The 13,554-nt window shown below is 67.5% G+C and carries 12 protein-coding genes; 1 reads left to right on the top strand and 11 read right to left on the bottom strand.

Annotated features, from left to right (window positions below; translation table 11 throughout):
- Positions 1-69: 69 nt before the first annotated feature.
- From AVL48_RS21510 to AVL48_RS21460, 11 genes are all read right to left on the bottom strand, one after another.
- On the bottom strand, positions 70-1,188 hold the full coding sequence (locus tag AVL48_RS21510; protein WP_061985759.1) for an ABC transporter ATP-binding protein: 1,119 nt from the start codon (positions 1,186-1,188) through the stop codon (positions 70-72).
- Positions 1,185-2,180: an ABC transporter ATP-binding protein gene (locus AVL48_RS21505; protein WP_061985810.1), complete on the bottom strand. Its 996-nt coding sequence runs from the start codon at positions 2,178-2,180 to the stop codon at positions 1,185-1,187. Before AVL48_RS21505 ends, AVL48_RS21510 begins: the two co-directional genes overlap by 4 nt.
- A 7-nt stretch (positions 2,181-2,187) precedes the next feature.
- Entirely contained in the window at positions 2,188-3,123 is a 936-nt protein-coding gene (locus AVL48_RS21500) for an ABC transporter permease (protein ID WP_061985761.1), read from the bottom strand.
- The gene (locus AVL48_RS21495; protein ID WP_061985763.1) at positions 3,120-4,121 is read right to left on the bottom strand and encodes an ABC transporter permease; all 1,002 of its coding nucleotides are present in this window, start codon (positions 4,119-4,121) and stop codon (positions 3,120-3,122) included. The genes AVL48_RS21500 and AVL48_RS21495 overlap by 4 nt, the downstream gene beginning before the upstream one ends.
- An 86-nt stretch (positions 4,122-4,207) precedes the next feature.
- Positions 4,208-5,881, bottom strand: coding sequence for an ABC transporter substrate-binding protein (locus AVL48_RS21490; RefSeq protein WP_482746679.1), 1,674 nt, complete (start codon positions 5,879-5,881; stop codon positions 4,208-4,210).
- Between the two features lie 302 nt (positions 5,882-6,183).
- Complete coding sequence (locus AVL48_RS21485) at positions 6,184-6,684, bottom strand: uridine kinase family protein (RefSeq protein ID WP_061985765.1); 501 nt, start codon at positions 6,682-6,684, stop codon at positions 6,184-6,186.
- A 44-nt stretch (positions 6,685-6,728) separates the two neighbouring features.
- Positions 6,729-7,166: a DUF2304 domain-containing protein gene (locus AVL48_RS21480; RefSeq protein WP_061985767.1), complete on the bottom strand. Its 438-nt coding sequence runs from the start codon at positions 7,164-7,166 to the stop codon at positions 6,729-6,731.
- Between the two features lie 12 nt (positions 7,167-7,178).
- On the bottom strand, positions 7,179-7,880 hold the full coding sequence (locus tag AVL48_RS21475; protein ID WP_061985814.1) for a glycosyltransferase family 2 protein: 702 nt from the start codon (positions 7,878-7,880) through the stop codon (positions 7,179-7,181).
- Positions 7,881-7,939: 59 nt separating this feature from the next.
- Entirely contained in the window at positions 7,940-9,910 is a 1,971-nt protein-coding gene (locus AVL48_RS21470) for a DUF6541 family protein (protein ID WP_061985769.1), read from the bottom strand.
- A 73-nt stretch (positions 9,911-9,983) separates the two neighbouring features.
- Positions 9,984-11,282, bottom strand: coding sequence for a polysaccharide biosynthesis protein (locus AVL48_RS21465; protein WP_061985770.1), 1,299 nt, complete (start codon positions 11,280-11,282; stop codon positions 9,984-9,986).
- Positions 11,279-12,295 (bottom strand): glycosyltransferase family 2 protein, encoded by a 1,017-nt coding sequence (locus AVL48_RS21460; protein ID WP_061985772.1) that lies wholly within the window; start codon positions 12,293-12,295, stop codon positions 11,279-11,281. The genes AVL48_RS21465 and AVL48_RS21460 overlap by 4 nt, the downstream gene beginning before the upstream one ends.
- Before the next feature lie 61 nt (positions 12,296-12,356).
- Here AVL48_RS21460 and AVL48_RS21455 point away from each other — a divergent pair, with 61 nt between their 5' ends.
- Entirely contained in the window at positions 12,357-13,469 is a 1,113-nt protein-coding gene (locus AVL48_RS21455; protein ID WP_061985774.1) for a UDP-N-acetyl glucosamine 2-epimerase, read from the top strand.
- Positions 13,470-13,554 lie beyond the last annotated feature (85 nt).

Genomic DNA, 13,554 nt, shown 5'->3' with positions numbered 1-13,554 from the left:
TGCGGCAGTACGTGAAGGCCCCCTTCATTGCGCTAGACGCAATGAAGGGGGCCTTCACGTACTTGCCACCTAGAGGATCTCCGCCGCCGAGCCGACGTCCGGCAGGCCACCGATGTCGGGGTTCAGTTCCCCGGCCTCGACGAGTTCCGCCTTGACCTCGTGCGGCTTGATCCGCCCGTCACGGATGTCCTCCGCGTAGTGGCAGGCCACCCGGTGCCCGGCGCCGATCTCCCGCAGCTGCGGGCGGTCGGTGGAGCACAGGCTCTGCTGCTTCCACGGGCACCGCGTGTGGAACCGGCAGCCGGACGGCGGCCGCGCCGGCGAGGGCAGGTCACCGGCGAGCAGGATCTGCTCCCGGGTGTCCTCCACCGTCGGGTCCGGCACGGGGATCGCCGAGAGCAGCGCCCGCGTGTACGGGTGCAGCGGGTTCTCGTACAGCGCGTCGGCGCCCGCCTCCTCGACCAGCGAGCCGAGGTACATCACGCCGATGCGGTCGGAGATGTGCCGCACCACCGCGAGGTCGTGCGCGATCACCAGATACGTCAGCCCGAGCTTCTGCTGCAGGTCTTCCAGCAGGTTGACCACCTGCGCCTGCACCGAGACGTCCAGTGCGGACACCGGTTCGTCGGCGACGATCAGGTCCGGCTCGACGGCGAGCGCCCGCGCGATGCCGATGCGCTGACGCTGACCGCCCGAGAACTCGTGCGGGTACTTCCGCAGCGAGGACTCGGGAAGACCGACGGCCGCAAGGAGTTCACGCAGCCGCCGGGCGGTCGCTTCCTTGTCCTTGTCGAGGCCGTGCGCCTTCATGCCTTCCACCAGAATGGATTCCACCGACTGCCGGGGGTCCAAACTGGACATCGGGTCCTGGAAGATCATCTGCATCCGGCGGCGGGCCTTGCGCAGGTCCTCGCCCTTGAGCCCGGCGACATCCGTGCCGTCGAAGACGACGTTGCCGTTCGTCAGCTCGGTCAGCCGGAGGATGGCCCTGCCCAAAGTGGACTTGCCGCAGCCGGATTCCCCGACCAAACCGTAGGTTTCACCCTTGCGGATGGCCAGGTCGACACCGTCGACGGCGTACACGTGCCCGACCGTCCGGTCGAACACGATGCCGCGTTTGATCGGGAAGTGCACCTTGAGGTCATTGACCTCGAGCAGCACTTCCTGCGGCGCTACCGGGTGCGTCATCGGGCCCCTCCTCGTGCGGCCACGGCCGGGACCACCGGGTTGTGGCAGCGCAGCAGTCCGCCGCGATCGGGCGTCAGCCGCGGTGAAACCTCCCGGCACACGCCGAGAGCGTTCGGGCAGCGGGGCGCGAAGGCGCACCCGTTGTCCCATGGGATGTTGTCGGACACGGAACCCTTGATCGGGATCAGTTTCTCGCCGCGTCCCGCGTCGAGACGCGGGATCGACGCGAGCAGGCCGTGCGTGTACGGATGCCGCGGCTCGGCGAACAGCGCGTGCCGTTCGGCGCGCTCGACGATCCTGCCGCCGTAGAGCACGTTGACCTCGTCGCACAGACCGGCGACGACGCCGAGGTCGTGCGTGATCATGATCAGCGCGGTCCCGGTCTCCTGCACCAGTTCCCGCAGCAGCGCGAGGATCTGCGCCTGGATCGTCACGTCGAGCGCGGTGGTCGGCTCGTCGGCGATGAGCAGCCGGGGACGGCACGCCAGCGCGATCGCGATCAGCGCGCGCTGCCGCATTCCGCCGGAAAGCTGGTGCGGGTACTCGGAAAGCCGCCGTGTCGGGTCGGGGATGCCGACCTTGTCCAGCAGTTCCGCCGCCTCCACCGACGCCGCCTTGCGCGACATCCCGCGGTGCCGTTCCAGCACCTCGGTGATCTGCAGGCCGATCGGGATGACCGGGTTCAGCGAGGACAGCGGGTCCTGGAACACCATGCCGAGGTCACGACCTCGGCGATCGCGCATTTCCCGGTCCGACAGGCGAAGCAGATCCGTGCCTTCGAACGAGACCGAACCGCTGACCTGGTTGCCGCGCTTCGCGAGCAGCCGCATGATCGCCAGTGACGTCACGGATTTACCGCAACCGGACTCACCGACGAGGCCGACCGTCTGACCGGGCTCGACGTCGAAACTGACCCCGTCCACCGCGGCGAACGGCTTCTCACCACGCCGCTGGAAAACGACCTTGAGGTCGCGGACTTCGAGGAGTGCCATCTTCAAATCACCGCCTGTTCTTCGGATCGAGGGCTTCCCGCAAGGACTCGCCGAGCAGCGTGAAGCCGAGCGCGACCACGATGATCGCGATGGCCGGGTAGTACGCCAGCTCGGGGCGGATGTCGAGGAACTGCCGAGCGCTGCGGCTCAGCATGATGCCCCATTCCGCCCGGTTCGGGTCCGGGTCACCGAGACCGAGGAACGACAGCGCGGCCGCTTCGAGGATCGCGGTCGCCAAGGTCAGCGTGGCCTGCACGATGACCGGGCCGAGCGAGTTCGGCAGCATGTGCCGCAGCACGACCGCGCCGCGTTTGACGCCGAGCGACGTCGCCGCGAGCACGTGGTCGCTGTTGCGCTGCGCGAGCATCGAACCGCGCAACAGCCGCGCGAAGATCGGCACGCCGACCATCGACACCGCGACGATCACCGTCCATTGGCTCGGCTTCTGGAACAGCGCGGCGACCGAGATCGCCAGCAGCAGCGACGGCACCGACAGCATGACGTCGACCAGGCGCATCAGCACCGTGTCGACCCAGCCGCCGAAGGCACCGGCGAGCCCGCCGATGATCATGCCGACCACGACCCCGATGATCGTGGCGAGGACACCGACCAGCAGGGTGTTCTGCGCGCCGACGAGCAACCGCGAGAGGTAGTCGCGGCCGAAGTCGTCGACACCGAGCGGGAAACCGGGCTGCGCGCCGGGGATGACGCCCTGGCCGAGGATGACCTGGCTCTGCAGGTACCGCTCGTAGGGATCCTTCGGCGCCAGCAGCGGCGCGAAGATCGCCACCAGCAGGAACAGCCCGGTGATCACCGCACCGGTGATCGCGACCGGGCTGCGCCTCATCCGGCGGAGCGCCTCGCCACCGAGGCTGTGCCCCTTCGCCGATGACGCGGCGAGCTTGTCGATCGGCTCCTTCTTCTTGTTCAGCAGTGTGTTCATCGGACACGCACCCTCGGGTCGATGAGCCCGTACGAGACGTCGACCAGCATGTTCACCAGTACGTAGACCAGCGCCCCGAACAACAGCAGCGCCTGCAGCCGCGGGTAGTCACGCCGTTCGATGCCTTCGGCGAGCAGGAAGCCGAGGCCGCGGAAGTTGAACACCCGCTCGGTCAGCACGGCGCCACCGAGCAGCGCGCCGGTCTGCAGGCCGATGGTGGTGACCACCGGCAGCAGGCCGTTGCGGAGCACGTGACGGCGCCGGACGACCGGCTGGGTGAGGCCCTTCGAGTTGGCCGTGCGGATGAAGTCCTCGTTCAGCACGTCCAGCACCGACGCGCGGGTGATCCGGACGATCACCGCGAGCGGGATGGTGGCGAGCGCGAACGCCGGGAGGATCAGGTGCGTGATCGCGTCCCAGGCGGCGTCCCATTCCTGGGTGATGACGCCGTCGAGGATCGCGAAACCGGTGACGCTGGTGGCGTCGAGACCGGCCATCTGACGGCCCTGCGACGGAAGTCCCAGCGGGGCGGCCAGCACGTCCTGCATCATGTAACCGAGGAAGAACACCGGCACGGCGACGCCGACCAGCGAGAGCACGATGATCACGTTGTCGACGGCCCCGCCGCGGAACCGGGCGGCCAGGTAGCCGAACGGGATACCGAGACCCACCGCGATCAGCATCGCGAAGAAGCCGAGTTCGATGGTGGCGGGAAGGAAGTTCCCGATCTCCGACATGACCGGCTGGGCGGAGACCAGCGAGTTGCCGAAGTCGCCGGTGATGGCCCGGCCGAGGAACTTGAAGTACTGGACGAAGATCGGATCGTCGAGGCCGAGGATCCGGTTCAGGTCGGCGATCTTCTCCGGGGTCGCCTTGTCACCCAGGAGGGCGCCGGCGGGGCCACCGGGCAAGGACCGGAGCCAGGCGAAGATCAAAATGGACAGGATCAAGAGCGTCGGTATCGCTTGTAGCAGCCGACGCACGAGAAAACGGAGCACGTGCGTTCCTTTGTTGCCAGCCCGGGAATGGGCCACAGGGGGCGGGCGCGGTAGCGCCCACCCCCTGGTGCCTCAGTGGTGGTGGATCAGTTGACCGTGACGGTGTAGAAACGCTCGTCGGTCAGCGGGCTGGCCACCAGGCCCTTCACCTTCGGGCCGACGACGATCGCCGGGGGGCCGTAGGAGATCGGGATGGCGGGCAGGTATTCCATGATCTTCTGGTTCACGTCCTGGTACGCCTTGGTGTGCGTCTCACCGGCGGGTGCGGCGTCCGCGGCCGCGATGGCCGAGAACAGCTCCGGGTTGTTGAAGCCGAACTCCGGCTTCTCGCGACCGAAGAAGGTACCGACGAAGTTGCCGGCGTCGTTGTAGTCACCGGTCCAGCCGAGCAGGTGCACGTCCTGCTTACCCGCCTTCTGGACGTCGTCCTTGTAGCCACCGTTCCACGGCTTCGCGATCGGCTCGACCTTGATGCCCATGGCCTTCATGTCCTCGGACAGCGACGTGAAGATGTCGGCCGGGTTCGGCATGTACGGCCGGGTGACCTCGGTCGGGTAGTAGAACTTCAGCGTCATGCCCTCGGCGCCGGCCTCCTTCAGGAGATCCTTCGCCTTCTGGAGGTTGTAGTCGTACTTGGTGACGTTCTCGTTGTAGCCGTCGATCGCCTTCGGCACGAACTGGGTCGCGGTCTCGGCGCCCTCGGGGAGCTTCGACTTCACGAACTGCTCACGGTTGAGGCCGTAGGCCAGCGCCTGGCGGACCTTGAGGTCCTTCAGCTTCGGGTTGTTCTTCTGGTTGATGCCCAGGTAGAGGATGTTGAACGACGGGCGGATGAGCACCTGCTCGCCGTCGTTGCGCAGCAGACCGTAGTCCGCGGGCGACGGGTAGTCGTAGCCCTGGATGTCACCGGCCTTGAGCGCCTGCTTGCGGGCGTTCTCGTCCGGGATGACCTTGAAGACCAGCTTGTCGAGCTTGGCCGTCTGGGTCGGCGCGTCGGTGGCCTTGGAGAGCGTGATCTCACCCTTGGCCTGGTCCCAGCTCTCGAACTTGAACGGGCCGGTACCGGTCGGGTGCTTCAGCGCGTACTCCGGGTAGGAGAACGAGTCACCGCTCTGGGTGACGGCGTCGGCGTTGTACTTCTTCAGCGCGTCCGGGCTCTGGATCGAGAACGACGGCAGCGTGAAGGCCGCCGGGAAGGCGCCCTTGGCCTTGTTCAGGTTCAGGACGGCGGTCGACTCGTCCTTGGCCTGGCAGTCCTTGAACACCGGGGCGCCGGAGGCGTCACCCTCGTTCTTGGCGAAGCCTTCGAAGACGTCGCCGTAGTAGATCATCTGGCTCTGGGCGGCGGCGCCCTTCATGTTGAACATGCGGTTGAAGTTGAAGCAGACCGCTTCGGCGTTGAACGGGGTGCCGTCGTGGAACTTGACGCCCTTCTTCAGGGTGAAGGTCCACGTCTTGCCTTCGTTGCTGCCTTCCCACTTCTCCGCCAGGCCGGGCTCGAGGTCCGCGGTCCCCGGCTTGTTCATGATCAGGGTGTCGAACATCTGGCGGATGATGCGGAAGGTCTCACCGTCGTCGTTGAACAGCGGGTCGAAGGTCTTCGGGTTACCGGCGGCGCCGAAGACCATGGTGCCTCCCGAGCCACCTCCTGCGCCCTCTTCACGCTTCGACTCGGCACAAGCGGAAATGGAGACCGCGAGTGCGCCGGCAAGCCCGATCAGGGCCACACGGCGCGCTCTGGTCGCCCGCAGTTGCTGCATCTGGCACCCCTTGAGGAGATTTTCGGTGTTTTAGTCACCGTCCGGTCGGTCGGAAACTCGAACTCCGCGGACGATCGGTGTGCTCGCCGACACTAGCGGGAACTCGGCCCGCACTTAAGCACGTGAGGTTACGATCGCGCTACGCGAAGGCCAATACGACCGCAAAGTGTCCGCAATTCCAGACGGAGCGTAATCAATTCTCGGCCACTAACGCGCAGAGTGCCGGGTCACTAACACAAATGGGTGTCCACCACTACGCTCTTCGGGTCACTGACAAAACAGGACATCGGCGAAAACCCTCTTTACCACTCACGAGTGGTGACCACGCGATCCGCCGCCGCCCTGGTCCCGTCCACGGAGAACCAGCCTCGTTCGAACAGCTGCCAGCGGCGCAGGGGCTCCCGGGATTCCGGGCCATCGCGGCCGACACCGCGGTCCAGGCGTTCGGTCTCGGTTCCGCCGTCCAGCCAGACCAGCAGGGACAACGACGGCCGGATCCGTGCCCTGCCACTGGAAACGCCCTCCAGCACCAGAACCTCGGGGACCTCGATCTCGACTTCTTCACCCGGCTGAGGGACACCACGGGACCAGGCCACCCGCCGGTAACCGCCCGGCCTGCCCGCGCGCAAAGGCTCCAGAACGCCGGTTTCCAGCCGTGGCCACCACGAAACGGGTTCGTCCCAGGTGGCGAATTCGTCCGTGCTGACCAGCGCGGTCCGGATCCCGCGGCCGGCGAGCTCCGCGACGATCTTCCCTGCCAGCGTGGACTTCCCGGAGCCGGAAGGCCCGTCGACGGCGAGCACGCGGACGGCGCCCAGCCTCGGCGGAGCCGCCAGAAGGGCGTCGATCAGCGTGCGCGTGCGGGGCTCACTTCGGGGAGCCCTTTGACGGTGTCGGGCGTGGCCGTCCTGGCTTCCAGTGCGGCGACGCGTTCTTCCAGTTCGCGCTGCGCGTCGGCGAGTTCGCAGCGGAGCAGCGCGATCTCCTCGACAGAGGTCCGGACCTCTTCTTCGAGATGCCCGACCTCGGTCGACAGATGCAACGCGACCAGCGCCAGAACCACGCCTGCCAACAGGAATACGAAGTTCGACGGCGTCTGGACGCCGGTTACGCGAGCCAGGAAGTCGGCGGCCTGCGGAACGAGAGCGAGGACCACCACACCGATGGCGAGGACGAGCCACACACCCGCGTACTTCTCACGCAATTTCCGCCGTCGCATCATCTCGAGGACGACGAACAGCACGAGACAGGCGACGACGATGCTGAGAATGCGCCAGCCAGCCATAATCAGCTCCTTTTACGCCGAATCCGACGAGTCGACGGCGGGACGGCGGCGCACCAGCGCCAGCAGCAGGGCGAGTCCGGCTCGGCCGAGGTAGACGGCCGATTTCACCGGCGAATGGCTCGGCGTTCCGGCCGCCCGTTCGCGCATGATCACCGGGATTTCCTTGATCTTCAGTTCGGCCCGGATCGCCATCACCAGCGATTCGACCGTGTCGCCGAGGTATTCGGCCGGGTAGTACGCGGCGAACAGTTTGATCGCGCGCGGACCCATCGCCTTGAACCCGGAGGTCACGTCGGTGAGCTTGGTCTTCCCGAGCCGGGAGAAAACGAGCGAGAGCACGACCATCGCGTATTTCCGCGGGCCGCTCGCCTTGTACGAACCCTTGCCCGCGAACCGCGATCCGATCGCGATGTCGGCGTCGTCGAGCGCGTCGAGCAGGGCGCCGACCTCTTCCGGGTCGTGCTGGCCGTCCGCGTCCACCTGGACGACGACGTCGTAGCCGCGGGCGGCCGCGTACCGGAAGCCGGTGCGCATGGCCCCGCCGACGCCGAGGTTGACCGACAACCGGGCCACCTCCGCGCCCGCGGCACGGGCGAGCTTGGCGGTGTCGTCGGAGGAACCGTCATCGACCACCAGCACGTCCATGCCCGGCAAGGACTGCTTGACCTGGGAAATGACCGCGCCGACGCTGGCCTGCTCGTTCAAGGCAGGCATCACGATGAGTACGCGACGACTGGTCACGGACGTACTGGACACTGGATCACTCTATCTTCTTACTGGCCGTGAGCGGTGTCGGACCCGGTGGCGGCGCCGGCGGCGACCACACCTTGCTGACCTTCGATTTCGTAGATCGACGCGTCGGAGTTGTGGAAGACGCGCTTGAAACCCGGAGTGATGTCGAGGCGCTGGAGTCCCACCGCCGGCTTCGATGCGGGCGCCACCTTGCCCTTGCCGACGATCACGTAGCGCACTTTGAGTTCGTCGAGCGCCTGCCGGACCCGGGGCTCCCGGTTGATGTCGTTCAGGAACACGCTGAGCCAGCCCGCCTTGGTGGTGAACTCGGCGCCGTAGTTGGTCCACTCGACCGGCTGAACCCCGGAAAGGGCGTACATCCACACCGAGCCGTCGGCCTTGTCGTTCATGACCCGTTCGCCGGGAACGACGTGCTGGCCGAGCCAGGTGTAGGCGGCTTCCTCGGCTTTGCTGACCGCGGGACCGTCGCCGTACTTCATCGCGAGCGTCGAGGAGTTCCGGCCGATGTAGCCGCCCTTGCTCAGCGCCGTGACCACGAGACCGATCAGCACCGCGCCGACGATCGCGGCGGTGAACGGGTTCAGGTCCGGCTTGCGCTCGCCGAGCTTCTCGGCGAACTTGCCGGAGGCGGTGTGCACGAACTCGCCGAACGCGACCGCGCCCGCGAGCGGCACGAGCGCGCCGATCCGCCAGTGGTCGTTGTAGAACACCCCGGTCAGGGTGTGGATGAGCGGGGTCTCCATCGAGATCGTCGCGGCGAACAGGCCACCGAGCACGACGTACGCCCCGACCATCCAGAGCATCCGCCGGTGCCGGACCAGAAAGAACACGCCGATGATCGCCGGTACGCCGATCCACCACTGCGGGAAGGACGCCATCGGGGAGAAGGTGATCGTCTGCCCGAACGCGCCGGAGACGGTGGCCTCCGACGCCCAATACGCGCTGGTCACACCGCCCGCGTTGTAGAGCGCCGGAAGGACCTGCGGCACACCCAGCACGACGGCCGCCACGATCGTGGCCACCAAGGAGGCCGCGCTGCGGCGCCAGCCGATCTTCTCGAGGCGGAACAGCACCGCGAGCAGGATCAGCAGGAAGTAGACCATGATGACGAAGATCAGGCTGGTGTGCAGACCCGCCAGCCCGGCGACGCCGACACCGATCGCGACCGGCCCGGCGATCCCGCGCGGCTTGAGCAGCAGGTGGGCGAGCGCGAGCATGGCGGGGACGAGGGCCACACCGGCGACGTACGGCCACAGCGGACCGCGCCACAGCGAGTCGTACGGGAACGCGGTGAACCAGGTGGACACGGCCGCCGCGGCGGCGACCCCGAGCACCGGCATCCGCCAGGCGCGGCACATCGCGGCGACGCCGAGCGGGATGGTCAGCACGACCATGAGCGCCGCCAGGTTCAGCGTCGGCATCATCGTCAGGCCGCCCTTGCCGAAGACCAGGGCGAGCAGTGCGTGGTAGGTGTCCGGGTAGAAGTAGTCGGTCTGATTCGGCAGGTTCGCGATGGCGCCGACCGTGGACGGCCGCGCGTCGCCGTGCTCGGCGATCCAGCGCACCAGGTTGCCGTGGAAGGGGGCGTCCCAGTCCTGCTGGACGTTGTCCAGCGAATGCGAACCGCGCAGGAAGGTCACCGCGCCGACGCCGACGCCGACCAGCACACCCGCGCCGATCAGCAGGTGGTCACGTGAAGAACTCTTCGGGGCCTCGTCGTCTTCAGCCCAGTCGGGGTGCCGTTTCGCGGTGAACCGGAGTACGAGGAACGACAGTCCGAAACCGACGACGGACAGCGCCAGTACCCACAGCCCGACGTTGAGCATCGACCAGCGGATACCGAAGCGGCCGAGGATCGGGATGGCGATCGCGACGAGGCCGAAGGTCAGCAGCGGGGCCGCCGCGGCGAGGGTCCAGCCGCGCAGCCTGATCGCGGCGCCGAAGACGAGCCCCGGCAGCCAGAACGCCAGTACCACCAAAAGAACGTTCATCGAATTCGCTGTCCAACCCTATTTCGGCGTATGAACGCCATCGCGTTTCGCGGCGCGTGATGGCGCGGCCACACTATCGAGACGTTTCGGACGGCCGTGCGTTGCCCGTCTCCGGGGTGCCCCGCACCACGAACGCCATGACGACCAGCAACCCGACCGTCGGCCCCGCGGCGAGACCGACGACGGCGCGCACGACGGTGTCGCCGGGGAAGAACAGCAGGACCAGTGCGGTCGCGACGACGACGGCGGCCCAGGTGATCAGCACCTTCGTGGCCTTGGCCCGCGCGACCAGGACGGCGGCGAGCAGCTGCATCGCGGCCAGCAGCACCGACGACCAGACCAGCCCGGCCATCCACCAGGCCTCGGGGTCGTTCTTGGCGCCGTAGACCAGGCGGACCACCCACGGGCCGATCAGGTAACCGATCAGCGCGCCAAGGGCCGCGAGCGCCAGCGCGCCCGCCGAACCGAGCGCGAGCAGCCTGCGGAGCCGGTGCTTGCCCTCTTCGGTGCTGGACAGCCGCACCACGGTCGGGACCGCGAGCGCCTGGACCGGCGCCATCAGGGTCAGCGGCGTCCTCGCCACGAACAGGGCGAGGAAGAGCACGCCGAGCTTGTCCTTGTCGCCGCCGGGCGCGAGCAGGCTGACCAGCGCCGGGTAGCCGGTGATGACGCTCGCGGTGAGCCCGGCGCCCGCGAGGAGCATCAGCATGTTCGTGACGATCGGCTTCGCGGGCTCGTCGGCGTCCAGCTTGGGGTCGACCAGCTTGGCGGCGCCGCGGGCGAACAGCAGCCAGGCGAACGAGCCGGTCGCGGCGGCGATGGCGAACCAGTACAGCTGGGTGAGCCCGGCGACCACCAGCGCGGCGACCACGAGGATCCGCACGGCCGCCTCGACGAGGATCAGCCACGAGTAGGACCGGACGTGGTTCTGGCCGATGAGCAGGCCGCGCGCGGCGAACTGGAAGGCGAACGAAAGGCCGCCGGCGAGCACGATCACCGCGAGCGCGAACTGGCCGCCGTAGACCTTGCCGGTGATCGGCGGGAGCAACGTGACCAGCCCGACGACCGCCACGGCGATCGCGCTGGTGACGAAGGCGATCACCGCGGGGCGCCCGGCCTTGCGACCTTCGAGCGCGGCGTGCGCGGATTGGCGCGAGATCTCCTGTTCGAGCGGGGACAGGGCGGCGCCCAGCCCCATCAACATGCCCCAGAAGGAGAGCAGGACCGCGTTGTCCTCAGGAGGAAGGACGCGTCCCCAGACCACGGTGAGCGCGTAGCCGAGCGCGATGGCGATCAGCAGGTAGACGCCGATGCGGCCGGCGGACTTCCCGGTGTCCTTGGCCAGTTCTTCACTGCTCACCGCGTTGCTCATCGACGCGACTTGGCCCGCAGTGCCATGAAGAGGCCGCGGAGCGCTCCGGCGCCGAAACCGGCGGCGAACACCGGCGCGAGCTGGGCGACGGCCTTGGCCTCGGCCTTGGTCGCGCCGAACTTCGTCACCGCGAACCCGGCGGCCGTCGATCCGGCGGCGGCCAGCGCGACGGCGGTCTTCGGGCGCTTCGCGGCGACTCCGAGTCCGAGCACACCGACTGCCATCGCGGCGAACAGGCCGTTGCGTGCCGGGCCGGGCGACGCGAGATAGGAATCGACGAACGTGGTACCGCGGAAATACGACTGCCCGATGAACTTCTTGAACGAATCGCGGCCGTGGTAGGTAGCGGAGAACTCAGGGGAGAGGAAGATGCGGTGCCGTTCGGCGATCCAGCGCAGAACACCCGTGTCGTCACTCGCGAAACGGACGTCTTCGAAGAGCGACTCGAACGCGTTTGACGAATCCTCGAGAACGTCCTTGGGCGCGGAAAAGAATCCGGTGCCTTTCGGGAAGACGTCGAACTCTTCGATACCGAAGGACATCAAGCGCGGGTTCGCGCAATAACGGCGCCACGGGATCTTGACCAGACCCGCCATGAATCCCGCATACGGATTGTGTTCGGACGCGACGTTGACGTGACCGTTCCACACCGTGCGTTCGGGGTGGTCCACGAGCTGGTCGCGGAGGAAGGTGAGCGAGCCCGGGTCCACGATCACGCGGCTGTCGAGCAGCAGGATCTGCTGTCCGGACGCCTTCGCGATCCCCGCCCGGCGCGCCTCGAACCGGCCGCTGTTCGGCTGGGTGAGGACCGTGATGCCGTACAGTTCCTGCAGCTCGGCGAGCTTGTCGCCGGTGCCGTCGGTGCTGCCGTCGTCGACCACGACGACCTCGACCGGCCAGTTCGCCGCCTGTGCCGACGCGATCAGCGCGCCCACACTGCGGTCGATCCAGTTCTGCTCGTTGTAGACCGGGATCACCACGGACAGGGCCGGGAGGAGCGAATTCGCACTCACCCCGGCGAGGCTACCTTGCGCGGGCCACCAGTATCCTTCGGGCACCGCAGACCCCGACAGAATGGCCCTTCCGGTGATTTCCTTCATTCTCGGCACCACGGCGGAACTGATCAAAATCGCGCCGGTCTACCACGGCATCCTCGAACGCGGGGTCCGGCCGAAGATCTGGTTCACCGCGCAGCACGTCGACGAGGTCTCGGACGTTCTCGCCGACCTGAACCTCCCGGAGCCCGACGTCTGGCTGGTGCCGAAGGAGAAGGCGCACAACCTGGAGTCCCCCGCGCAGGTGCCGGGCTGGGCCGCGCAGGTGCTGCGCACCGCGTGGAGCCGCCGCGCCGAGCTGAAGGCCGCGCTGGTCGAGGACGGCCGTCCGCCGCTGGTGCTGGTGCACGGCGACACCTTCACCACGCCGTACGGCTCGCTCATCGGAAAGCGGATCCTCAAGTCGCGCGTCGGGCACGTCGAGGCGGGCGCGCGGTCGGGCAGCATCATGTCGCCGCTGCCGGAGGAGCTGAACCGGAAGATCGCCGCGAAGATCGTCGACATGCACTTCGCGCCGAGCGCGCGTGAGGTCGACAACCTCCGCAACGCCCGCGGCGTCGTCGTCGACACCGAGGCGAACACCGCGATCGACGCGATGCGGCTGGCCATCAACGGACCGCTCGACATCGAGGGGCTGCCGGAGAAGTTCGGTCTCGCCACCCTGCACCGCTTCGAGCTGGTCTCGCGCGCGGACAAGTACCGCGAGGCGCTGGAGATCCTGCGCGAGCAGAGCAAGCAGATGCCGATCCTCTACATGGCAGGCGCGCCCGAGCGCGAGAAGATCCGCTCGCTGGGCCTGGCGAACCTCTTCGACGAGAAGAACTTCATCATCCAGCCGAAGATGCGGTACCTGAAGTTCCTGCCGCTGGTCGCGCGCGCCGAGTACGTCGTCACCGACTCGGGCGGCCTGTCCGCGGAGTGCTACTACCTCGGCCTGCCGTGCGCGGTGCACCGCGAGCGCACCGAGACGCCGCAGCACCTCGGCGAGACCGTCGTGCTGACCGAGATGCGCGGGGACAAGCTGCAGAACTTCCTCGACACCTACCAGAACCGCCGCGGTGAGTCCTGGGTCGACAAGTTCCACCCCTCGGAGATCATCGTCGACACGCTGGCGCGACTGGGCTACTGCTGACGCGTCACGCGGCCTTCACGGACTGACATGAAAGGCCCCTTCATTGAGCCTTTTTCATCTTGGTGGTGGGGTGGGCGTGTTGGTG

The organism is Amycolatopsis regifaucium (genome assembly GCF_001613935.1).
Lineage (GTDB): Bacteria > Actinomycetota > Actinomycetes > Mycobacteriales > Pseudonocardiaceae > Amycolatopsis > Amycolatopsis regifaucium.
Note: the sequence above shows the minus strand (reverse complement) of the source record. Positions and strands in the feature narration are given on the sequence as shown.

Bases quoted from the DNA above. Each gene is read 5' to 3' on its own strand.
- AVL48_RS21500 (WP_061985761.1), bottom strand. From the start codon at position 3,123: ATGAACACACTGCTGAACAAGAAGAAGGAGCCGATCGACAAGCTCGCC.
- AVL48_RS21510 (WP_061985759.1), bottom strand. From the start codon at position 1,188: ATGACGCACCCGGTAGCGCCGCAGGAAGTGCTGCTCGAGGTCAATGAC.
- AVL48_RS21470 (WP_061985769.1), bottom strand. From the start codon at position 9,910: ATGAACGTTCTTTTGGTGGTACTGGCGTTCTGGCTGCCGGGGCTCGTC.
- AVL48_RS21490 (WP_482746679.1), bottom strand. From the start codon at position 5,881: ATGCAGCAACTGCGGGCGACCAGAGCGCGCCGTGTGGCCCTGATCGGG.
- AVL48_RS21475 (WP_061985814.1), bottom strand. From the start codon at position 7,880: ATGCCTGCCTTGAACGAGCAGGCCAGCGTCGGCGCGGTCATTTCCCAG.
- AVL48_RS21465 (WP_061985770.1), bottom strand. From the start codon at position 11,282: ATGAGCAACGCGGTGAGCAGTGAAGAACTGGCCAAGGACACCGGGAAG.
- AVL48_RS21505 (WP_061985810.1), bottom strand. From the start codon at position 2,180: ATGGCACTCCTCGAAGTCCGCGACCTCAAGGTCGTTTTCCAGCGGCGT.
- AVL48_RS21455 (WP_061985774.1), top strand. From the start codon at position 12,357: ATGGCCCTTCCGGTGATTTCCTTCATTCTCGGCACCACGGCGGAACTG.
- AVL48_RS21480 (WP_061985767.1), bottom strand. From the start codon at position 7,166: ATGGCTGGCTGGCGCATTCTCAGCATCGTCGTCGCCTGTCTCGTGCTG.